Annotated in this window: 18 protein-coding genes; 3 read left to right on the top strand and 15 right to left on the bottom strand. The window is 43.8% G+C overall.

The features are described 5' to 3' along the window. Nucleotides 1-14: 14 nt before the first annotated feature. The 4 genes from GVT53_RS19455 to GVT53_RS19440 form a co-directional block, all read right to left on the bottom strand. The gene (locus tag GVT53_RS19455; protein ID WP_166250135.1) at nt 15-851 is read right to left on the bottom strand and encodes a DUF932 domain-containing protein; all 837 of its coding nucleotides are present in this window, start codon (nt 849-851) and stop codon (nt 15-17) included. Nucleotides 852-1,112: 261 nt separating this feature from the next. Continuing rightward, a complete protein-coding gene (locus tag GVT53_RS19450) occupies nt 1,113-1,352 on the bottom strand; it encodes a hypothetical protein (protein WP_166250134.1) in 240 nt (79 codons plus the stop codon). Nucleotides 1,353-1,377: 25 nt separating this feature from the next. After that, entirely contained in the window at nt 1,378-1,629 is a 252-nt protein-coding gene (locus GVT53_RS19445; protein ID WP_166250133.1) for a hypothetical protein, read from the bottom strand. Then, nucleotides 1,629-2,390, bottom strand: a complete 762-nt coding sequence (locus tag GVT53_RS19440; RefSeq protein WP_166250132.1) for an SOS response-associated peptidase — start codon at nt 2,388-2,390, stop codon at nt 1,629-1,631. The genes GVT53_RS19445 and GVT53_RS19440 overlap by 1 nt, the downstream gene beginning before the upstream one ends. A gap of 548 nt (nt 2,391-2,938) precedes the next feature. Between GVT53_RS19440 and GVT53_RS19435 the strand changes: the two genes are divergently transcribed. Further along, the gene (locus tag GVT53_RS19435) at nt 2,939-3,874 is read left to right on the top strand and encodes a nitrilase family protein (RefSeq protein ID WP_166250131.1); all 936 of its coding nucleotides are present in this window, start codon (nt 2,939-2,941) and stop codon (nt 3,872-3,874) included. Nucleotides 3,875-3,957: 83 nt separating this feature from the next. Here GVT53_RS19435 and GVT53_RS19430 read toward each other — a convergent pair whose 3' ends face one another. The 9 genes from GVT53_RS19430 to GVT53_RS19390 all read right to left on the bottom strand — a co-directional run bounded on the left by GVT53_RS19430 (nt 3,958) and on the right by GVT53_RS19390 (nt 18,248). Next, nucleotides 3,958-5,394 carry an SLC13 family permease gene (locus tag GVT53_RS19430; protein ID WP_166250130.1) on the bottom strand — a complete coding sequence of 479 codons (1,437 nt, stop codon included), beginning with the start codon at nt 5,392-5,394 and terminating at the stop codon, nt 3,958-3,960. 78 nt (nt 5,395-5,472) lie between these two features. After that, a complete protein-coding gene (locus GVT53_RS19425) occupies nt 5,473-8,115 on the bottom strand; it encodes an exo-rhamnogalacturonan lyase family protein (protein ID WP_205791796.1) in 2,643 nt (880 codons plus the stop codon). Nucleotides 8,116-8,133: 18 nt separating this feature from the next. Then, entirely contained in the window at nt 8,134-8,979 is an 846-nt protein-coding gene (locus GVT53_RS19420) for an ROK family protein (protein WP_166250129.1), read from the bottom strand. Then, nucleotides 8,979-10,235, bottom strand: coding sequence for an MFS transporter (locus GVT53_RS19415; protein WP_166250128.1), 1,257 nt, complete (start codon nt 10,233-10,235; stop codon nt 8,979-8,981). Before GVT53_RS19415 ends, GVT53_RS19420 begins: the two co-directional genes overlap by 1 nt. Before the next feature lie 53 nt (nt 10,236-10,288). Next, entirely contained in the window at nt 10,289-11,176 is an 888-nt protein-coding gene (locus GVT53_RS19410; protein WP_166250127.1) for a PIG-L deacetylase family protein, read from the bottom strand. Between the two features lie 202 nt (nt 11,177-11,378). Beyond that, entirely contained in the window at nt 11,379-12,758 is a 1,380-nt protein-coding gene (locus tag GVT53_RS19405) for a RagB/SusD family nutrient uptake outer membrane protein (protein WP_166250126.1), read from the bottom strand. 18 nt (nt 12,759-12,776) lie between these two features. Beyond that, a complete protein-coding gene (locus tag GVT53_RS19400) occupies nt 12,777-16,298 on the bottom strand; it encodes a TonB-dependent receptor (protein WP_166250125.1) in 3,522 nt (1,173 codons plus the stop codon). Nucleotides 16,299-16,360: 62 nt separating this feature from the next. After that, nucleotides 16,361-17,539 (bottom strand): FecR family protein, encoded by a 1,179-nt coding sequence (locus tag GVT53_RS19395; RefSeq protein WP_166250124.1) that lies wholly within the window; start codon nt 17,537-17,539, stop codon nt 16,361-16,363. 154 nt (nt 17,540-17,693) lie between these two features. Next, complete coding sequence (locus GVT53_RS19390; RefSeq protein ID WP_166250123.1) at nt 17,694-18,248, bottom strand: RNA polymerase sigma factor; 555 nt, start codon at nt 18,246-18,248, stop codon at nt 17,694-17,696. A gap of 1,167 nt (nt 18,249-19,415) precedes the next feature. On the opposite strand from GVT53_RS19390, the gene GVT53_RS19385 reads away from it, so the two are divergent. Together GVT53_RS19385 and GVT53_RS19380 are read left to right on the top strand one after the other, a co-directional pair. Continuing rightward, complete coding sequence (locus GVT53_RS19385; protein WP_166250122.1) at nt 19,416-20,858, top strand: ATP-binding protein; 1,443 nt, start codon at nt 19,416-19,418, stop codon at nt 20,856-20,858. A gap of 293 nt (nt 20,859-21,151) precedes the next feature. Continuing rightward, complete coding sequence (locus GVT53_RS19380) at nt 21,152-21,511, top strand: hypothetical protein (RefSeq protein ID WP_166250121.1); 360 nt, start codon at nt 21,152-21,154, stop codon at nt 21,509-21,511. Nucleotides 21,512-21,898: 387 nt separating this feature from the next. Here the strand turns inward: GVT53_RS19380 and GVT53_RS19375 are convergent, their stop codons facing one another. Together GVT53_RS19375 and GVT53_RS19370 are read right to left on the bottom strand one after the other, a co-directional pair. Continuing rightward, a complete protein-coding gene (locus GVT53_RS19375; RefSeq protein ID WP_166250120.1) occupies nt 21,899-22,729 on the bottom strand; it encodes a ferritin-like domain-containing protein in 831 nt (276 codons plus the stop codon). 21 nt (nt 22,730-22,750) lie between these two features. After that, nucleotides 22,751-23,494 carry a ferritin-like domain-containing protein gene (locus tag GVT53_RS19370; protein WP_166250119.1) on the bottom strand — a complete coding sequence of 248 codons (744 nt, stop codon included), beginning with the start codon at nt 23,492-23,494 and terminating at the stop codon, nt 22,751-22,753. Nucleotides 23,495-23,696: the final 202 nt, after the last annotated feature.

Here is a 23,696-nt window from a genome sequence, read left to right as displayed (position 1 = left end):
GGCCCTTTGGACCGTTAGGCCATTTCATAAACCGTCTCGAACAATTGCCTGTCCAACTGTTGCTGTTTGGCAAAGCCCTTCTTGAGGTTACGGTGCAATACTGCGTTGAAGGCATTATAGCCCAACCAGAGGTTTGGGGTACCACCCAGTTGCAATGCCTCTGCATCAAGGATCTCAAGGACCTCTCGGGCCTTTTTGGAGGGGGCATCATTGGTATCGCTGCACTCATAGCGGAACAGTTGGGTCCGCTCCAGCACTTCCCGGACAAAATCCTTGGTATCCAGCAGTTCCACGGTCATTATCTGGTGGAACCTACCGGAAATACTGTAGAACTCATTGTCGAGGAATTTGCGGAACAGTCCTTGGAGCTCGGGCATGATGAGCTGCACGGCGTTCTTATGGTGCTTGATGGAAAAGCCGATTTCCGTCCGGGCCACGTGCAGGCCATTGGAACAGACTTTTCGGTAGAACCCAAAATGGCCTGCGGTACGTTCGCTCCCATCGTAGGCATTGGTAAACCGCAGCATAGGTAAAATGACATCCTCACCTTGCCCTACCGAGAACTGGGTACTGTCGGTAAGGACAAAGTCCACGCTGAAACTACGGTCCGAGCGGTTAATGCTCTGACGGGAGTAGGTCAGATCGGCATCAACGAGCAATTGCTCCGCCTTTTTGAAGAACAGTTGGTTGGGAATATGCCCATAGCGATGGGACACGATGTTCACGATCTTGCCGTTGCTGACCACGGCCTGTTCCAGGCCCTTTCGTACGGGCATTCCGGTCAATTCGTTTAGAGGTCTGATCTGTACCGGCACAAATACCTCATCCTGCTGTAAGTTGTCTACATACATCTTTTTATGATTTTAGGTTAAACAATAATTACAGTGGTCTACAAACGGAAGGCAGCACGTTGAGCGGCAAGGAAACGGAATAAATAGGCCTGTCCATGGGCAGGAGATGGCCACAGCGGGGGCTTTATGCCGTCCCTTGTCCGATACCGGGATGCGACGTTTAACTTGTGTAGGTATTGGATAACAGGGAAAGCGGCTGGTCCAATGTGTTTTTGGAATGAACCAGGATGACAGCAATCGAAAGACGGTACTCAGGTAAGGTCATCCTTGGATAAGGCGATCAAGAAATGCGATGTAGGCACTGACCTTTCCATGATAATCCTCAAACCCGTAGGTTCCTGAGAAAAGATGGGCCTTTTCCCGTATGGCATAGTCCACCATAGTTGCCCCGTCACTGAACAGGATATAGTGCTGCAGCAAGAGTGCATTGAAATCATCGGAAGCCTGGATCCGATGGGCAAATGTATCGGAAAGGTCCAACCCGTGCACCAGGTTCTTCATATACCGAACAGTTCTAAACTCGTAATCATAGAAAACCCAAAATGTCCTGATAGACCGTATCGGTATATTTGTCCATTTTCTTACCATGCACGAACACGCCCATGTTCAGTATGGAACCATGTTGCGTGCAAAGTTCCAGTTCGATAAAAAACCGGTCCATGGCATACAGTTGAAAACAACAGTCGATGGATCTGAAGGAGGCCACATAGACCGCATTGTTCCACAGGGTCTCCCATTGTTCCTCTTTGGACAGTGCCAAATAGTCGTATATCCGCATCAATAGGTTGTTTTAACATCATCATAAACCACTGGGACCATGGCTTCGGGCACATTGCCCACGGCATCCTTGCCCCGCAGTTTCCCAACGGTATGGGCCGCCAGTTCCGATTCAGGGTACGGTCGCAACAGTTCTTCCAATTGCTTTTGGTCCAGCTCGTCCCGATACGGTTTCAACCATTCGTCTTCCAATCCATCGGGCAAGATCACCGGCATACGAGGTCCCGCCATCTTGGGATTGTTATGGATCTCGGCCATCATGGGATTACCTTCAGTAGTCACAATGGAAAAGGTGTTTCGGATTTCCCCGGTTTCGGGGTCGGTCCACTCATTCCAAAGACCCGCCAGAGCAATGGGCTGCAGGTCCTTTCGGGAAATATAGTAGGGAACGGTCTCCTTCCCATGGTGATGGTGTTCATAGAACCCATCGATATAAATAAGACACCGTTTGTTCTTTGCGGAAGTTTTGAAGGAATTCTTCTCAAAAATGGCCTCCCCTCTTGCATTGAGCGTCTTGTTCCAGATATCTTTTTTATCCTTGGCCCAAAAAGGAACCAAGCCCCATTGGGACACCACAGGTGCATTAGGGTTTCCATTGGTATAAATAATCATTTTCGGATGTTGGAAACCAGTCACATGGAACAGGGGCAGATCGGTCTCCCTGGCCATTTTTTCACGGATTTCACGGATGGCATGTTCATCCGCATCCCGCATGGCCCTTTTGAGCTGGGTTTCAAGCTGGGCATTGACATCGTAGCACATAATTGAGGTTGTCTGAAACTAATCTTTAATGTAGTGAATCCAATGCATACTACCAAGTGTTTAGCCACATATAGCTGAAGCGGGGCTAATCACATTTCAAAATAATGCTGTGCTAACGATCGATAATGACTGCCCCATTTGGGGGTGTTACCGCACGTATTGAAAAATAGCTCCATTACATTTACGCTACTTTTCAATAATGATTCCCATATGGTGCTCATTCAAAACCTGATTTCAATTATCACCTTCACCTTGGCCAAAATATCCATATAAGCAAATGGATTGTCCATAACGACTCCAATTGGGACATCGCCTTTCAGAGGCATCCATCTTTATGAAAGAAAACCCACGCTTCGATCAATGCCCTATTTGAGTTGATCCTTTCAAATCAACCATGAAGCGTAAAAAAGGTATGCCATAGCACCACATTTGTGTCCCTGTTCCAATGCCGTTCGGATAAATAACCTTATTTTAAAACCTCGATTAAAACAACCCTATAAAGCAGTATACATAAATTAAATATTGACATAAATCGACCTTTATATAGCATGACCATAGCAGTAGCACAATTTGAGCCCAAGGACGGCGATAAGGCCTATAATCTTTCCGTCATCCGCAAACTTGCCAAAAAGGCCTGTGCCAAAGGAGCAGATGTAATCAGTTTTCATGAAATGTGCGTGACCGGATACACCTTCACCAAGGACCTGGACCGAGAGGATTTGAACAGTTTGGCAGAAGCAATCCCAAGCGGTGAAAGTACTAAGGATCTGACATCCATTTCAGCTGAACTGGGCATCCCCATCCTTGCCGGTCTGGTGGAAAAGGCAGAAGGAAAGTTGTACAATACCTACATCTGCGTTACGGCCGAAGGGGTGGTGGCCAAATACCGTAAAATCCATCCGTTCATCAATGCACATTTGTCCGCAGGCAACCAATATTGTGTATTCGACCTATTGGGTTGGAAATGTGGTATCCTGATTTGTTATGATAACAATGTCATTGAAAATGTACGCGCTACAAGTCTTTTGGGAGCAGAGATCATATTTGCCCCACATGTCACTGGCTGCACACCATCCTCCATGCCACACCGGGGCTATGTAGACCATAAATACTGGGACAATCGCATAAATGATCCCGTTTCGCTGCGTTTGGAGTTTGATGGACCCAAGGGAAGGCGCTGGTTGATGCGGTGGCTACCTGCCAGGGCCTATGACAATGGTGTTTATTATGCCTTCTCGAATCCAATTGGATATGACGGTGAGCATCTTAAAAATGGGAACTCCATGATCTTGGACCCCTATGGCGAGGTCTTGTCCGAGATACGATCTTTTGATGACGAAATAACCCTATCAAAAATTACAAAGGACAAAATACAGCTATCCGGTGGTTGGCGCTATAAAAATGCCCGAAGACCAGAGCTCTATAAGGATATATTGGGAGCAGACCATAGCGCCGACACATGTCCGATTTGGATGAAGCAGTAATGGACCGGTCCATGAAACGAAATAACAATGCCCGGTTCATGTAGTCAGGTCTTTACGCTATGCCAAGACTTCTCCAGTCGATATCAAAACGGCCCCATCAATAAGGGCATCACCCAATAAATGAAAAGCGAAATAAGAACTATGGATAGTAAGTTCATAAAAAGTCCGGCACGTACCATATCGGGAATACGCAAATAGCCCGAACCAAAAACAACGGCGTTGGGAGGTGTTGCCACCGGCAACATAAACGCACACGACGCTGCCGTGGTACAGGCCACCAACAACATCAGCGGGTCTATTTTCAAAGTAAGGGCCAAGGGTGCCAAAACAGGGAGCAACATGGCTGTGGTGGCCAAGTTTGATGTGACCTCGGTCAAAAAGTTGACAGAGGCAATGATCAAAAGTAAAAGCAAAAGCAGTGGAAGACCCTCAAAGAACGTCATCTGTGCACCCAGAAAAGAGGCCAGACCGGTATCTTGAAATCCTTTGGCGATGGCCATGCCCCCTCCGAACAGTAAAATGATGCCCCATGGTATGCGAACCGCTTCCTTCCAATTGATCAACGGACGCCCTGTTTGGTTTGCCGGTACCAGAAATAATAGCACCGCCGAGGTTATGGCTATAATCGTATCGTCCATATGGGGAATGAACCTTTGCAGCAAAAAAGACCTGAAAATCCAGCACAGCGCAGTGAGCACAAAAACCAAGAGCACTCTTTTTTCTTCCATTTGCAGAGGGCCCAGTTCGTTCAACAATCGCTCGATCTCCCTTTTTCCCCCAGGAAAAACAGCATTTCTTAAAGGAAAGGCGACGCGGGTCAAATAAAGCCATCCCAATACCAATAGGATGGATGATAAGGGTAGACCAAACTTCATCCAATCCCAAAACCCCACATCCCAGCCATAAGCCTTTTGGACAAATCCGGCGAATACCAGGTTTGGGGGCGTTCCTATCAAAGTGGCAATACCACCGATGGAAGCGGCATAAGCGATGGCCAGCATCAACAGTTTACTGAACACCGTATTCTCATCCACTGGAGTATTTGGATTGTCCTTTAATTGCTTGACAATGGAAATGGCCATCGGCAATACCATTACCGTGGTCGCGGTATTGGATATCCACATGGACAAAAAAGCGGTTGCTACCATAAAGCCCAGTACAATACGGTACATATTGGTGCCAATGACCCTTATGATATGCAACGCTATTCTTTTGTGGAGGTTCCATTTTTCGATGGCCATGGCCAATATAAAACCTCCCATGTACAGGAACACATACTTATGGCCATAGCTTGCGGTGGTATCCCCCAATGGAAGGGTATCCATGAGTGGAAACAGAACGATGGGCAACAAAGCGGTAACCGCAATCGGGATAACCTCAAACACCCACCAAACAGCGATCCAAAGGGTCGCCGCCAGCACGTCACGTCCCTCATGGGAAAGGCCTTGGGGCTCAAAACAGCAACTTACCAAAACGAAGAGCAACGGTCCCAACACCAAGCCCAGTCTTTTATAGCTCATATCCAGTCTTTCTAATTTGGCATAAAAAAGGGATGGCTCCCGAAGGTTTGGCCATCCCTTTTCCGAAGATTACACGTTTTACTTGATATTGGCCTCATCCATCCAATAGAGCAGGTATGGAATATTGTAGCCATGTGTCCAACCAAATACCCGGAGTCCTTGATTGGTCTGCCAATTCGTGAAGCGCCCCTTGCTCATGGGCAGATTGGATATTCCCAAAAGGTCCTTGCTATATTCTTCTGATGTTTTATATTCATCCGGTGATTTTGGCAACTCACCTACCTTGAGCATTTCTGCCCTTGCCAAGGCTTCGTCCAGATAGCTCTGTTCGCCACTAAACTCAAATCCTAACAACAATGGAGATATGGTTGCTAAATAAGATTCCATCTCGTGGTTCAACGGTGGCACATCGCGAACCCATCTCGCGTGCTTCAACAAGGCTTTTCGTACTTCTTCATCCCCAGTGATCTGTTGATACTTATAAAGTCCCTGTGTCACATAGGGCTGCGAATAACCATATCTATCCAACACCAGGTTTCCTCCCTGACGCTCTTGGAATTCAAGCATCAATCGTACCCTATCGTCCAGTTCATCCTTATATTTCTGCAATTTGGTCGCATCGTATAACTCCACCATATTGAGTACGGACAAATACAATCTTCTACCCCGTAGATCATGCTCTCCCCATATGCGGTTGATATAGGTATCACCGGTCATTTTAGCTACTTCCAAAGCCCTATGGTCGCCTGTTAGATAGTAGTCCGCAATCCAACCCTGGATCCAAACGTGTGCGCTCAATAAGGAATACCAATGTTCTGCGGCATGTCTCCTTCCAATTCCCAGGTAGGGTGTGGATTCCGGCTCGTCCTCGAAATTCCAAAAGTCTATGGCATCGTTGATCTGGCCATAATACGTTCGTTTTTTGGGCCAGTGCACATTGTCCACATCCATGGTATGTCTGCTCATGGCCTGGGCCATCTCAAAATATTGTGGATCTCCCGTACGCATAAAATTGGTCCAGAGCATAAAATCAACGGTGGGCTCATTGTTGGTCCACTGTACCCAATGTCCGTTATAATAATAGGTCTTTCCATCACCATAGTTGAACATGCCGTACCAGGGTTGGTTCTTTTGGTTGTAGGCCCACCATTGATATCGATATTGAAGTGCATTTTCGAACTCGGTATGCTCGGATGAGGCCGGTGCCATGTTACCGTACACTTTGGAATTGGTGTACCATTCCGGTGCAGCATGCGCAACAGGACTTTCCACAACATAATCCATAGTTTCGGCAACATCGCTCTTGCTGTCGTGGAAATAATAAATGAATTCGGTCGTTTTGGTTATCCCTTGGGCAAAATTGGACAACATGCCGCCGTCCATTGCAGTGTGGTGCCTTTCAAAACTCATCGGTCCGTTCTCCTCCGGCCAAATGCTTCCCAAAAGTATATGGTTGACCGGGTCTACCTTTATCCCTTTGGGATATTCTTTCATAAAGTTTCGGATTCCTACGCCGATCCCCCTTTTTCCATCGGTCACGTTCAACCAACCTTTGGCCCTTTGTGACGTGGCCACATCGTCTTCTCCAAGGGTAACGGTTGCTTGGAATTCCTTGTCATTGTTGATGTTCCCATCACTGTTTTCGTCCAATTGGTTGAGATAGACATCCCTCAAGGTCGGTGGATTTTTTTTAGCCGGTCCCTTTTGTAGTAATTGAACGGAGGAATCATCAAGACTAACTTCTTGCAAGGCGGTTGGTGCTTTATCCTTCTTCCATGAACCCTGTTGCAATGGCATGGAAACCAATGAATTATCGTCAAGATGGTATTTAAGTTGGAGGCCAATCCCAGCTATTTGATCGTTGGGCTGCATCCAACCCGGATCGTCCGCTGTGTTCTCCGAAATGATTTTTTTATTTTGGGTCGCAATATTGGCGTGCTCCCCTTCCTGAATTTTGTGTTTATCGGGAATCCCCGTATAGGTCATGGTATGCAATACCTTGATGTAGCTTTTTCCTGCGTAGGTATGCAACCAAATGGTAAAAGGGGAAATGTTGTTATCTTCCCTACTATAGGTATATGTCCCCTCTATTCTAAAAATGGAATGCATGGGGCCTGATCCTTTCTCCCGGAATACTTCATGGATAAATGCTTTGGATGTATCAACTCCGGCATCATCGAGCAAATCGAAGAAGGATCCCCTATGACTTCCAGGGGAAGATGCGATCAACTCTTTTTCCGAATACTTACCATCGTTGTTGGAATCCAAAAATACCTTGTCCAAAAACCCGTCACCCTTTTTATCGATAGTGAAGGATATCTCCCCGGTATTTACTTCGATCCCACCACCTGGCCGCATATTGTTGGCCGATATGATTTTTTCCTTAGGCCCCATTGGGACCACTCCTTTGCCATACTCCAATACATAATCCGTTGTTTCTTCGGAGAAAAAAAATACCCATACCCATTTAATGCTATCATCGATAGGGTCCCAGGTACTTACCTCTGTGGTCTGGCAAGGGATTTCCATACCATCGGATGTCAGTAAACGAATATGGTCCACTGAATTTAATGCTCCTTTCGGAAAAGGTATCCCTAAGGTAATGGGCGCCCCTTTTATGTTGTTTTCAACGGTAATGGCTAGCTGGTTTCCTGTCGCCTTTGGTTGGGTACAGGATTGAAGTAACAAGCTTACCAGAATTACTGATAGTAATATTCTCATGTTCAGTAAGGTTAATTTTTAAAGACAAAGTGCGGCAGCCCCCAAGATGGGAGTGTCCACCAAATCCGAGATTTCTATTTTAAAATTTTCTAATTGCTTTTGGTATGCGAATGTTTTGAGTGCCTCATCCATTGCAGATGTAAAAAATGGATGTGCCCTACTAATGGAGCCTCCTAAAATGATGGCTTCGGGGGCAAACAAATACAGTATGTTCTTTATCGCCTCCCCTAAATGCACACCATATTCCACAAAGGCAGCAAGAGCTTGCGCATCATTTTTCAATGCTCTCCCGTAAAGCGTTTTTGCTGATGTACCATAGACCTTTTCAAAAAAGAAACTGCCCGTATATTCTTCCAGAATACCATCTTTGTAGGATAGCATTCCAACTTCTCCGGCACCGCATAAAACTCCGCTATATAATTTATTCTCTATTATGATTCCCATACCAAGCCCTGTTCCCAAGGAAAGGGCAACACAGTTTGCATAATTCCTTGCTTTTCCGAAATGCTTTTCCCCTAAAGCGAAACAGTTGGCGTCGTTGTTCAAAAAAGCGGGTACGTTGAACCGATCCTCCAAGAGTTGTTTTAAGGGCACCATTTTCCAGGACGGAATGTTCTGCACATCAAAAACAACTCCGGAATCTTTGTCTACCACTGCTGGCACCCCAACACCGATGGCGGTCACGGACTCCGTCATTACTTCTTCAATGGTATCGTATAATTTGGATAGGGAGTTTTCCAGTGGATCCGTTTTCACCACCATGGAATATCCGGTCTGTTCCACTTTCGTGCCCATAACCCTTCCCGATTTAATTTTGGTACCTCCTATATCGACCCCGACAACAGTCCTGTTTTCCTTTTCCACTAATCCTTTTTTAAACGTATCGTCTTATTGTTCACCAAAGGTTTGGCCCAAAATCCTATGGTCAGGATAAAGGCCAAGGGAACCAGTAAAAAGAACATTCCTGATTTCAAAGACATCAATTCGCCCAAACCCCCTACTATAAATGGGATTACGGCACCGCCTGCAATGCCCGTACAAAGTATACCGGATAAAGAACCATGATGTTCCTTGACCGAGTTAAGTGCCAGAGAAAATATGATGGAATACATAACGGATATAAAAAATCCCACTGCAGGAAAACCGATCAACGCCAGTTGTGCCGTTCCGGTAAGGGCCAAAATCAAACACAGCATGGTAATGGCCGTTGTAAGAATGAGCAGTTTTCTGCTATCCATAAACCTGAGAAGCAAAAGGCCCAGTAAACAACCTACGGTCAACATGGCCCAGAAATAGGAAACGGTATCGGCTCCTATGGTCTGTGGGTCAAGGCCATGGTATTGGTTCAGGAATTGGGAAATCCAGTTTCCGACCCCTTGTTCCGTTCCCACATAGCAAAAGATGCCCAGAAAATACAATAGCGTCCATTTGTTCTTCAACAGGTCCCAATAAGAGCCCTTATCCCCTGCCCTTTCTTCCTCGGTCTTTTCAAATCTGGGATACTTGGTCAAAAAGACATAAACAAACAATAGGAATGAAATGGCCGCAAATACGATGTACAAGGAAACCCAAGGCAACTCTTTTGGCACCCATCCCCGTAGCATTTCGGCTATGGTATCATCGGTATTGTCCTTGCTTACCAGATACTTGTACAAATAGGGACTAAGGAAGGAAGCGGCACCGAAGACCAATTGCGCCAACACCGAGTTGAACGCAAAGTGCTCCTCGCCACCGGCGACCCGTAGCATTGGATTGATGATGACCTGTAAAACAGCCATACAACAGCCCAACACAAATAACGTAACGCTAAAGACCGCATATTGGGGAAAAATGGCAAACCCCAGGGAAGCAAGGCCCATGACCAAAAATGAAATGGAAAGCAATGATCGCTCACCATATCTTTCGGATAAAAAGCCCGCCGGTATGGACATGATGCCATAGGCTATAAAGAAAGTGAACGGTAATAGGCCTGTTAAGGTCAGGCTTAGATCAAAACTATCCTTGACATCCACTATGATGGAGTTGAGAATATTGGTGATAAATGAGATCACAAAGAAAACGATCATCACCAATGCGATAATATGGACGTATCTTTTGGTCTTGGGCTTGCTAATATCCATGGGTGGTGGGTTGGTTATTTATTTTTGGATGCTACCTGGGGTGTTCTTTACCATTATTTGGTTCCCAACATGGGAAACAACATTTTTATTTCTTCATCCGACGGCTGTTTTCCATACTCGCAGATTTCAAAGAACTCCACTTGTTTCACTTGGGAAACATCGACACCTGGGTACCATTTTTTTAAGGCCTCCAAAGTACTGGCATCAGGTGCCCTGTTCATCCAAGCCTCCTTTAACCAAGCCAATCTTGCCTTTTCCTCTGTGGGTATGGTAGAGACGTCTACTCCCCTTGTCCATGGCAGCCATTCGAACATTTGTGAATCGTGGGCAGCCAATCCTTTGACTTTGGTATCGATGACATCATCAACAATGACCGCAATATCTTTTTGGAAGGGATAGGGCTTTTTAAAGTGATCGCTCATATACAAAAACACTGGGTTCTTTTTGAGGGGAGGGGTATCGGGTGCGACATTGGGTACAATGTTCATGTACGCTGCATCCTGTACTACCGAACCGGCATTTCTATGATCTGGGTGGTAATCGTTTGGCCGTAGTCCTAAAACAATATCGGCATCCCAGTCCCTAATCCTGCGAATTACCTCCAATCTCACATTAAGGGTCGGGAACAATTCACCATCGTGATTGTCCAATACCTCATACTCGGATATCCCCAATGCTTTTGCAGCGTCCTTGGCCTCTTGCCTTCGTTTTTTGGCCAAGACACCGCCGCCCATCGCATAATGACCTGCATCACCATTGGTCAAGGACAAAAACTTCACATTATGGCCCATTTTTGCAAACAAGGCCGCCGTGCCCCCAAATTTGGAGTCGCAATCATCCGGATGTGCTCCAATGGCTAAAATGTTCAATACTTTTTTTTGTTGGGCCTGAATGGTTGAAAATGCAAAGCATAGACAAATGGCCAGTACTATTTTTTTCATGTTGTTTTGGATAAATGGTTCATTAAAATTTTTCAGTTCAAGGTCTGGTCGTCCCACAAGGGACAACTATCACGGTGACATGTTTTAAAACGATCAATTCGGTGATTCACCTAAAGCAATAAGTAGGAAATTCACGGTTTGGGATCAATCAAACTAACCTAATGAATGAAAACATGCACTTGTTTTTAATGTCTTTGCTTATTTAGTTCTGTACAAAGTTTGGATTGATGTCAATTTCCCTTTGCGGGATAAAGAAGTACTCACGGGTATCCGTTATGAAGTCCTCTGCCTCTAGGACCTTATTTACGGCACCAAAGCGTTTGAGGTCGGGCCATCGGTGATTTTCAAAAGCGAGCTCTACCCTTCTTTCCTGTAGCAACTTGTCTTGAAAAGTCCCTGGTGTCGAAGCATCGATATCCGGAAGCCCTGCTCTGTTCCTTACCTCGTTGATTAGGTCGTAACTCTCCGAGCTTTCCCCCAAGGCTTCTGCCAGCATGAGGAGCACATCAGCATATCGAAAGACCACAAAATTGATATCGGAGTCGTTTTCAATGGCCAAATCGGATTGGTATTTTCGGACATGCCTGGCTTCGACCACCTCTCCTTCCGCGTTGATATAGGTGGCACCCATGGATACCTCATATCTCAAGTCCCCGTCCTCATAGGCCTCTTGCATGGAAATGGTAGGACGGTTACGTCCAAACCCAGCTCCGGTCTGCAAATCGGTACTTGGTGAAAAATCATTGGTGAAAACGCTTCCTTGGCCAATTCCACCACTGATATATTGCACTTCAAATATCGACTCGGCATTATTTTCATTGGCAACGCCCCATAAATCGGCATAATTGGGCAACAGTTCGTAGCCATAGTTCCCAATAATGCGTCTTAAGACGGTTTCCGCTTCCGAATTGTTGCCCAAGGTCAGCAGTACTTTGGCCAGTAAGGTCGCGGCAGCGCCTTTGGTCGCTTTTCCCACCTGGTTCCCTGAGTAGGAAACGGGAAGGTTCGCCTCGGCCTCGGTCAAATCTGTTACCAATTGTTGCAATATGGTGGTCTCATCGACCTGCACCAATTCATCACCGCTAACAAAAGGGGTCAGTTGCAGCGGAATATTTCCAAAACCGATGGCCATGTGATAATAGACCAACGATCGAATGAACAAGGCTTCCCCTGTAATCCTATTTTTGAGTTCCGCATCCAATTCGATGGGAGGTATACGATCTAAAATGACATTGCAGTTGGCAATTACCCGATATGACTCGCTCCAAGCTGCGGTAATCTGTTCGTTGAGCGCATCCTCCGTAAAGGAATTGATTTCAGTATACTGCCTCGCCAAACCAGTGGCATCTGGGCCTTGGTCGGTATTGTCGCTGCGCATCTCGAACATCGTCCAATAACCCCGTCCGTAGATACCCGTACTCTGTAGACCTGCATAGCTGGCATTAATGGCCACCTCAAAGTCTTCCGGGGCATTGTAAAAGTCTGCCTCATTTCTGTTGGAAATTGGGGCAAGATCAGTAAATTCTTCACTACACCCGGTCAATAAAGCCGTACATAGCATTATATATAAAATTCGTTTCATCTTTCTGAGGTTTTTAGGTTAGAACTTAAGGTTTACGCCCATGGTAAAGGATTTGGTCAATGGGAATGCCCCATAGTCCTCCCCAGGTGTCAAACTGTTCGTTGTAATACTGCTCACCTCTGGGTTATAGCCAAGATAATCGGTTATGGTAAAGAGGTTGGTGGCGGTAACATAGAACCTAAGTCTCTGGATCTTACTTCCAAAAAAATTATCCGTTGGCAGCGTATAACCCAGGGTCACGTTACGCAAACGTACGTAAGACCCATCCTCAACTTGAAAAGAAGAGGGCCTGTTATTGTTCCCATGGTTCCCGGACAATCTATCCGCCCTGGGAATGGACCCGTTCCCCGGGTCGGAAGGGGATCTCCATCGTTCGTTGAAAACTGCGTAGGAATTGAAATTGGCCTCTCCGTTCTTCATGTGCCGGGAGGTCAGGTTCAATATTTCATTGCCCTCCGTTCCTTGAATCAAAAAGCTAAAATCAATATTTTTGAAAGTCAGTCGATTGTTGATACCCCAAATAAAATCAGGGAAATAACTACCGGTAACGGTCCTGTCGTCCGGGGTGATCTGTCCATCCCCGTTGATATCCTTGAACCTAAAGTCACCCGGTGCTGGATCGGGAGCTTGGGTATCGACCGGTGCATTGGCGATTTCCTCTTGCGACTGATAGATACCATCTACCACATATCCATAATAACTGCCGATAGGATCCCCTACCTGGGTGACGTGCCTTACGCCTGCACTTCCAGAAGAAAATATGGGCTCATTGTCTACATTCAATGACAGCACTTCATTTTTATTGGTTGCAAAATTGACATCCGTATTCCAAGTGAAGTCGCCAACAAAATTCTTGGTGCTCAGGGCGATTTCAAAACCCGAGTTTTTTACTTCTCCCAGATTTCTCAAGTTGGTCTCAAATCCAGATACGGAAGAAATGGCCACATTCAACAATAAATCCTTTGTGCGCGTATCATAATAGTCCGCCAAAACGAAGACCCTGTTATTGAACAAGCCCAATTCGATACCTGCATTGATTTGCTCGGATTTTTCCCAAGTTAAGTTAGGATTGGGTATCGTACTTTGAACCAGTCCATTGATCTGGTTGCCCCCGAGATTATAGTTTTGAGGCGCAAGAAGCCCTACGGCACCGTAGTTGGGAATCTCAAAGTTTCCGGTCTGGCCCCAGCTTAGGCGGAGCTTTAACTCAGATATGGATTCTGAATCCTTTAAAAATGTCTCCTCGTTCAATCGCCAACCTACAGAAAAGGATGGGAAGTAGCCGGTCTGATTATTTTTACCAAATCGTGAGGACTTATCTGAACGAATCGTTCCAGTGAACAAGTATTTGTCCTTGTAACTGTAATTCACCCTAAAAAGGGCAGACAATAAAGACCATTGTTCCTGGATAGAGGTTCCGCCAAATACCTGACCTCCACTTATGGTCGGGACCAAATCATCCGGGTAATTATTGGCAAGTACCTGTTTTAAGGTCAGGTTATCCTTTTGCGCGGTATAACCGAGTACCGCATCCACGTAGTGATCGCCGTACTCCTTTTTAAAATTCAATGTATTTTCCCAGAGCCAATTGGTCTCTGTGGAAGAGGACGCTTGACCGTAAGGGTTACCATCCGCTGAATTTCGGAACAATAGGGAGCTTGCCCTATAAAAATCTTGGTTGAAGAGATTGATATAAACACCTCCAAAGGTTTTAAAACTCAATTCCGGCAGGATGTCATAGGTCAATCCAAGGGTTCCCCTAGTCTGGAATTGGAATATCTGGTCATCCACAGCCTCTATGATAGCCAAAGGGTTACTAGCCGTTGTGGTACCACCGCCCAAATACGATTGATTGTTCAATTGATTGATCGTACCATCTGGATTGTAAGGGCTTACGGTTGGCGAGTGTACGATACCGGAATAAACGATTCCCGGAGGGGTTGCAAAATAAGGTGCAGAAGCCGGTACCCTTTGATTTTCGGTCACTGTTGGGGCCAAACGCACATCCAAGTTCAATTTTTCCGTCAATTGGGAATTGAGATTAAGCAAAACTGTATAACGCTCAAACTTTGCCTTATCAATAATTCCTGTTTGTGAAAAATATCCTGAGGAAAGATAAAAACTGGTCTTGTTCCGTATCGGTGAGGCATAGGAGAAATTATAACTCTGTACAATACCTGTTTTAAAAAGTAAATCTTGCCAATCTGTATCCGTGCCATCCCAGTTGATAAAGGATTCAGGCATTTCGTAATTGGTGTTACCTCTGTCTCCAGGACCAATGGGGTCATCTATGGACGCTCCGTCCACCGACTGAAGATAGGCGTTGTTTCTAGCATCCCTTGTAAAGTCGATCAACTCCGGTGCGTTCATCAGATCAAGCTTATTGGCCACAGATTGGAGGCTTAAGAATGAATCAAAGGAAAACACCCCTTCATCTCCATTAGAACCTTTTTTGGTGGTAATCAATAATACCCCATTGCCACCCCTAGAGCCATAGATAGCAGCGGCACTGGCATCCTTCAAGACCTGAATGGACTCAATATCGTTAGGGTTTAGCGTAGCCAGTGGATTAATCGTTGGTGGCTGAAAGGCCGATCGCCTGTTTGACACCCCACCCAATTGGCTGGAGGAGGTAAGGTTCCGTGAAATAGGAATCCCGTCCACAACAAACAGTGGGTCGTTTCCCGCTGAAATGGAACCTGAGCCCCTTACCCTGATATTGGGAGCGGCACCGGGCTCTCCTGATACCTCTTGTACTTGAACACCGGTCACTTGACCGATCAGTGCTGCTTCTGGTGTGAGGGCAGGGACCTCAGTAATCGTCTCGGAGCTAACAGAAACCACTGACCCGGTAACTTTCTTTTTTGCCAAAGTACCGTATCCGACAACGACAACTTCTTCCAAGGAGGCAGCGTCCTGTTCCATATTCACGGTGACCGTGGAAAGTCCCGCTACATTGACCTCTTTGGACTTATATCCAATATAGGAGACTTGAATCACCGTTACTCCTGAAGGCAAGGTAATTTCAAAATTACCGTCAAAATCGGTGGTAACGCCCACAGTGGTTCCCTTTGCGATAATACTGGCACCTGCAAGCGGAATTCCAGACTCATCCAATACAAGCCCCTTCAAAGTGGCTTGTGGGTTTTCCGTTTCTATCTTTCGTTGTGGAACAAGATTTGGCACGGATGGTTCGCTTTTTTTTATGACGATCTGCCGGGCAATAATCTTAAATGTAAGGTCTGTATCCTTAAATACTTCCTTAAAAAAGTCCTCTACACAGAGGTTTTTACCAAGAACGGTCACTTTTCGGTCCAGATCCACCTCCGAGGCCTCATAAAAAAACTTGTAGCCCGTAGTCTTGGTAACCGTCTCAAAAACTTCACTCAGTTTGGTATCGAAGAAGCTTTTGTCCACTTTGTCGTACTGTGCACAGGAAGCTGCATTTACCTGACCGAAAATAAAGATCAGGAACAAGCTGTACAGCATTTTTTTGCCCAATTTCGGCAACGATGCACCTATTGTTATGGTTTTTTTCATAATTGAATTAGTGTAGTTAGTTAGTAATTGTTTTTTGGTCATTGGTTTTTACTTCATAGGCACTATTGTTTATGAGGTTCGTTTATTATTATCATTTCATTTTTTACATCGTAACTAAAGTGGGTATGCGCCTGTATGGTTCTAAGGACACGATCAATACTTTCTTCATCGAACATACCGGTGAAGCGTCTCTCCTCAAGTTGTTCAAATCTGTTGTCTATCTGGATACCATACTGTCGTTCCAATCTTTTGATGATTTTTCCCATTGGCTCATTCTCAAAAACAAGGATTCCCTTGGTCCATGAGATATAGGGGGAAACATCAACATCTTCGATAAGAAATTCGTTCCCTTCCCCTGGGATACTGGAGGCTTTTTGGGAAGGTTTTAGCATTTGGGGGCCCTCTAAGGACTCCCTAAGGTCAGTGCCTACCCCAACTGAACCTTCAACCAATACCACTTCATTGATGTTATCTTCTGGGTAAGCCGAAACGTTGAAAATGGTACCATAGACCTGGGTATACATTTTGGAGGTCCGCACAATAAATGGCTTATTTGGGTTCTTGGCCACCTGAAAATAGGCCTCTCCTGTTACAAGCACCTCTCTCCGGTCAGCACCTTCAAAACTTGATGGGTATGTCATGGTCGAGCCCGCATTGAGCATTACAACGGAACCATCGTCCAGTGTTACCGATAGACGCTCCCCTATGGGCACACTTAAAGTGTTTTTGCGTGTAGGCCCACTGGTTTTTCCGTTGTCCCTTTGTGTCAACACCCCGTTAATCACTGAGACCTCCGTAGTTCCATTTTTGCTTTTTACGGTATTGTTTGATGATGGTTTCAAGACCAGTACCTCTCCATTGTCCAGTTCCAAGGTAATCTGGTCGGGACCTACATTCAGAGGAACCTTTTCAAATAGTTGCTGATTTAGAAGAAAGTATAATGAGGACCCCAAGAAAATAACCGCAATTGCAGCATATTTCCAGAGGTAAGGACGGCTGTAAAGTCCTTTCACCTTTCCATTTTCCTTGCTCTTAATGGTATGCAGGAACTGCTCAAAGGCCACCTCGGTATCCCATGGCCTAGCCTCGTAATTGACCAGATAGTCGGCTTGTACCAACTTTTTAAAGACTTCTTTGTTGTTTCCTTTCTTTACCCATTCATATAAAATGGCCAATTCTTCCTGGGAAGCCTCTTGGTTGATATACCTAGTGATGATTCTTCTAATATCAAGTTTGGTCATTTGATGTATTTTGTCACTTTATTAAGAGACGTAACTTTTTCAAAAAACCCTTATAGAAATCTAAAATTTTAACATTTTAAATGGAGAAAGTACATATATAACCCACTTATTGTGGAAATCCAACCACGATAAAGCAATAATGGAATGGTGAAAATTAGAGTAAACTGGTGAGCTGGGCCCTAAGCCGCTTCATGGCTTTGGCCATATGTACTTCCACGGTCTTTATGGAAATTTGAAGTTGTTCGGAGATTTCTCGGTACTTAAGACCCTCTCGCTTACTTAGGATGAACACTTTCTTGCACTGTTCGGGGAGGTTGTCGATTTCCTTTTCAACTTTCCTGAGCCTTTCTTCGAAAAGGGAGGTATCCACATCGGTGAGATCGAGATAAGCCTCCTGTTTTAATTTCTCGAGCAGCTTAAATTCCTTTTTTCTCTTTCGTTGTACATCGATGAAAAGGTTATAGGCCACTTTAAATAGGTATCGCTTAAGTTTGTTATCCTCGACCTGTAACTTCTCGCGATTGTCCCATATCTTGATAAAGGTTTGTTGGGCAATATCTTCGGCAACCTTTGGGTTTCCGGTAATTGCCGACAGATAATTACAGAGTTCTTTATGGTATAGTGTAAATAGATGCTCATAGGCAGCCGTGGAGCCTCTTTTTAAATGCTCCAATAGATAAGATTCTTTGGTAAAGCTATGTCGATCCATTTTTTCGCCTTTCTTTTAAGCGCTCCTGTTCCGGTAAGGTTTCGGTGCAATCGAATTCTTACTGTTTGCACGGAACGCTTTGTTTCATAACCTAAGACCTTTACATCGATATTCTCGACCGGCTTAAATCATAAACGAAAAATGTGCCTTATGAAGAAGAGTCAATCCTCTTATTGAAACAATCTTTCAATAAACAGGAAAGGGCATTTCACAATAGCATGTGTTAAAAACCAATAATATTATTTCCAAAAAACGTTAACAAATTATAAAAAAATCTTTAAACCTGATTATTTTTTTGACTTTAATGTAAAAAAGCTATGGTCTCTTTGCCGATTCAGTAGTGGGCACCTGCGTCGAACAAGGAACTTCCGTTGAGCGACTCACATCCAGTATCGGTCGTTTGCCCGCTTCGGCCCTATACCCGTTTAAGAAATTGACAAAACCACCTTGGAATTCAGCCTGAATAGATTGTAAAAGATATTTGGAACCGGTACCGACCATCATCAACAGCTCCCACGAACTTAGTTGCGCCCATGCACATTTCACCCCGGTAAATCGATTTACGACATTCTAAAAGGAATAGTCAACCAAGTGTTCCCTGCATATTTTTTCCATGGGAACAATGCACTTTCAGTGTTGACCGTCAGCAGGAATCATGACAACAAGGAGGTGTCAAAGACAACAACAAGATGATATACACATGCCTTTTTTCATCAAGGGATAGTCCGTCGCTTCATGGACCCCATTAAATAGAAGGCAGGAATCTTGATGGAGCAGAAAATAAATACTAATGATCAAGGAAAGTATGCTCCTATGAAATCCAATCACTTTGGAAGGTATTTGAAAAGGCTCTGCAATGAGTCTTGATAAGATTCAAAGACCACATTGAAGTAGAAAATTGCCCTAGTTATAAAATTCTTTTTCATCTACTTTGATGGTGGTGTAGCCTTACCTCTTTTTAGGACATCGCTAAATTCATAAAACTATCATTAATCTCGACCGTTTCGGGAAAGCCTACACGGTTATATGAGCCGGTTGTACTTCATTGATAAATCTAAACCTTTTCTTACACCAATTTTATTCTAATCTAGTATGAAATGTACATATAGGTTGATTGTAATCTTCTTATTTATATTATATTTGCACAATTAAGATATTAAAACATTAATGGCAAACATTATTCCGACAGATAAAATCATAGAGCGCCTGCGTTATGAAAATCCGTGGTGGGTGACGAAAGAAATACCAAAGGCATTTAGTTCAATGTCCAAAAGACTCTATTTTAATCTTTTTTATCCTTTTGTCCTTGAAAGAAGTATCAAGAGAGCTTTAGTGCTAATGGGACCACGAAGGGTGGGTAAAACTGTAATGCTCTTTCATTGTATTGATGATCTGATAAAAGATGGAGTCAACCCTCAAAAGCTGTTCTTTATTGGAATTGATAACCCAATTTACGTGAATCTGGGCCTAGAAGATATTCTAACTCTTTGTAAGGAGTCCCTAACTCTTAAAAACCTAGATGGGTGTTTTGTGTTTTTTGACGAAATTCAATACCTAAAGGATTGGGAAAGACATTTAAAAGTACTAGTTGACTCTTACCCTGAAACAAAGTTTATAGTTTCAGGATCCGCTGCTGCTGCTTTGAGATGGCATAGTACAGAGAGCGGTGCCGGTAGATTTACGGATTTCCTTTTACCTCCATTAACATTTCAAGAGTACATTCATTTGAAAAACCTGGAACACCTTATTTATGATGGAGAAATCCAATACGGTGAAAAAGGTGTACCCTATTGCTTGGCCCATGATACAAAGGAATTGAACAAGGAGTTTGTTCACTATCTAAATTTTGGCGGTTATCCAGAAGTAGTCCTATCAGAAAAAATACAAAGTGATATGGGGCGATATGTAAAGAATGACATTGTGGACAAGGTGCTATTAAGAGACCTTCCTAGCTTGTATGGAATTAAGGACGTGCAAGAATTAAATAGGTTCTTTACCTATATAGCTTATAACACTGGAAATGAATTTTCCTATGAGACCATGTCCAAGGAAAGCGGTATTCAAAAGGATACTTTGAAAAAATATCTAGAATATTTAGAGGCTGCTTTCTTGATTAAAGTTCTGAACAAAGTTGGTATCAACGCAAAAAGGTTAAAAAGAATAACGAGTTTCAAAGTTTACCTAACGAATCCATCCCTTCGTACGGCCTTATTTTCTCCAATAACTGAAACTGACAGTGAAATGGGGAATATGATCGAAACGGCTGTTCTTTCCCAATGGATGCACCGTGAAAAATTGGACCTTACTTATGCTAGGTGGAAAGATGGTCGAAAAGAAGGAGAGGTTGACCTTGTGTTAGTGGATGACAGAAATTATAAACCTGTCTGGGGAGTAGAAATCAAATGGAGCAATAGATATTTTGATAAGCCTCAAGAACTAAAAAGTCTGATGAGTTTTTGTAGGGAAAATAAATTTGATTCCGCAGTAATAACTTCAATTGATCAATTGGGTCAGAAGGTTGTGGATAATTTAAAATTCACCTTTCTTCCTGCATCAATTTATGCTTATAATATAGGTGTCATTACCTTGAGAATGCGAACAAGTAATTAAAACAAACGTATAACATCACCTAAATGCAATATCATTCGAGATAATGCATTTATCCCAGCTGGTAAAGTTCAAATAAACGATTCCAATAAAAGCTGATTAAAAACAAAATGCAAAAACAAGTTTTTACAAGTGTAGTACTTTAACATGAAATCCTCTTCACTTCCTACTAAATCCACTTCAAATGATTTTGGGTTCAGAAAAACCCAGGTTTAATTTACATAATAGGATTGAACGTATTTAGCAACATTATTTGAGGGTATTTTTTTACATTTATAAAAATTCACTTATAAGATATGGCACTAAGTAATTTTTTTAAAATCAATTTACCCTATGGAATTAAGCGCAATGAAAACGGTCAATGGACTGCGTTCAATAGGGAATATAAACCTTTGGGTGAATATGATTCATTCAAAAATGTCCCTGATTCTGACTTTATGTATACTGATTATGGAAAATTGTCCGATAAGTTTTTGATGGATTTGGCGGATGATCCAAGCTCGGCCCAAATGGATGACAATAATGAAATACATAAGGTGTTCCTATACAACGATGCAACAAATCCTTCCAATAACCCCAATGATTCCAAATTATGGGACAACTATTTCGAAAAACTGAAGAAATTGGCAATTCTAAATTCAAAATTGGAGAACTAAAATTTAATTAGCAAGTGAAAAATTATAGGCTCAAATAAGGCATAAAAAATCCAATTCAAAAACATCTTTCATAAATACGTTTTTCGAACATTTAAATCACTAATTTGGAAATATTGAAACTAGACTCTTTTAATGCATTAAAATCCATCATTTTTTATGTTAAAAAAGTTAAATTTTGTTAAAAGGTGAGCAATTCGGTGCCTCCAAAAAATGACCCTCTGGGAGGCCCTGAAAAATAGGCTATTTTGGCAAAAAGTTCGAGTCCCGTCCAGACCGCAAAAAGCTCCGATTTCTCGGAGCTTTTTTGGTTTTTGCACTTTGCTGTTTCCATTAAAAAAGCCCCTATCACCTATGGCAACAGGGGCTAACGCTATCAATGAAAATTAGCTATTCAGAAACAATAAACAGACTGGCAATGGCAACTGCATCATCTCCTGACAATGCTTCGTCATAGGCCTCCGTGGAAGCTTCCATACTAAATGCATCGCCACTTCCCAGTGAGGTTACATCCACTCCACCCTGTGTTACGTTTTCTTCGCCGTTGTACACCGCTTGTGTAGCTTCGGGCATTCCGGCTCCACGCTCATTATTTGTGATCCATCCTTTAAGACCTCTTAGCCTTCTCACCTCGGAGGCGTGCATGGCTTCAACCGCATGTATTTGCAAAGCGGGCGTTAAAAAGTCTGATCCCAATAAGTTTCCGGCCTGCCCTTTGTAAGCTCTTACACCGGTATCTTCAAATGCTTGCGCGAGTGCCAACAACTGGGCATAGGCGGTTTCCTGGCCCACGCCATTATCGTTGAATGGGTCAAAAGCACCTCCAGCGGTAAAATCGAAAGTAGGTTTTTCTACCGGAGTAACTCCGGCTCCTTCCAATCCTGCAATAAGAAAATCAACATGCGCCTGTTCGTGCTTTGAAATCTGCATGTAAACCGTTTCCGGTCTACCACTTGGCAATACTCCAGATTGAAGTGCCAGATCATAGAACTCATCTTCCAAATATTCCAAAGTCAAGGCCAACTGTAATGCACTTACCGGGTCGCTCCCGGAATCTTGGGCAAAAGTTTTATTTGGCATTGTGGCCAATCCAAAAGGAATTGCACTCAGCATTGCTTTTTTACCAAGAGAACCCAAGGTGCCGAACATATCACGGCGTGTTGGTTTACCCTCCAATAGGGATTCATTCGTAAATCCGTCCAAAAATTTTATAATATCCATATCGTTTATCTTTTTTTAAGTTTAAGGTAAATTGTTTGCTGTGAAAGGGGTTGTTATGAACCCTGTATCACCAACCGCGGAAAGAATCTCCGATGGATTTAGAGCAGCGGCCAGACCAGTGTCCGTTGTTACATAATCGTCTCCTGCAAAATCCGCTGAACCAGGATTTAGCAATGTTCTAACGGCGGATGCATGCCTTGCTTCCACGGAAACTATCTTACCTGCCAAGAGCAGATATCCCGGATCACTTATCAACCTACCTGCACCATTGTATGCGGCCACGCCGGTATCTTCCAATACGCTCGCAGTGGTTAGCACCTGTTCCCTGTTGCCAAAATCTAGGTCTCCATAATCAAATTCGAGTGTTGGGAGCACTAAATCCGTATTTCCGTCAACAGCTGCGGTGATCGCAGTCTTAAAAAAGTCCCTATGGTTAACCTCATGATAATAAAGGTCGGTCAACACTTGCATCTCCTCATCGGAAATGTTGCCGTAAAAGGAATTTACCACCTTGGTGTAGAAGTCAGCTTCCAACTGTTCTAGGGCATATGCATAATTAAGGACACCCAAATCTCCTTGACCAAGATCAAATATATCGGGGTTCGGGTTTGGTTCGGGACCGGGCATCATTCCCATTCCGTTATCATCATTGCTACAAGCTACCAAAAGGCCAGCACCAACAACTCCCATGCCTCCCAATTTTAAAAACTGCCGGCGGTTTGTTGCCTTCTTTACCGGTTTTACTTTGACTATACTTTTTCTCATAAGGCGATTCATTTTAAATGGTTAATACAACCTTACTTACGAGGTATATGAAAAGGGGTTTGGTCTAAAGTGTTAAAAAAATGCAAAACCCCTAAAATCCGGTATCCCAAGACCAGAATATTTCAATGGTCCAAAGATTTCTTTTGCGAACAACGACAATAAAGGGAACAAATCATTTTCGACTTGGTTTAGAAACTACTCA

The organism is Flagellimonas oceani, from assembly GCF_011068285.1.
Classification (GTDB): Bacteria; Bacteroidota; Bacteroidia; order Flavobacteriales; family Flavobacteriaceae; genus Flagellimonas; species Flagellimonas oceani.
The sequence above is the reverse complement of the archived record's forward strand: the minus strand, read 5'-3'. Positions and strand labels throughout refer to the sequence as shown.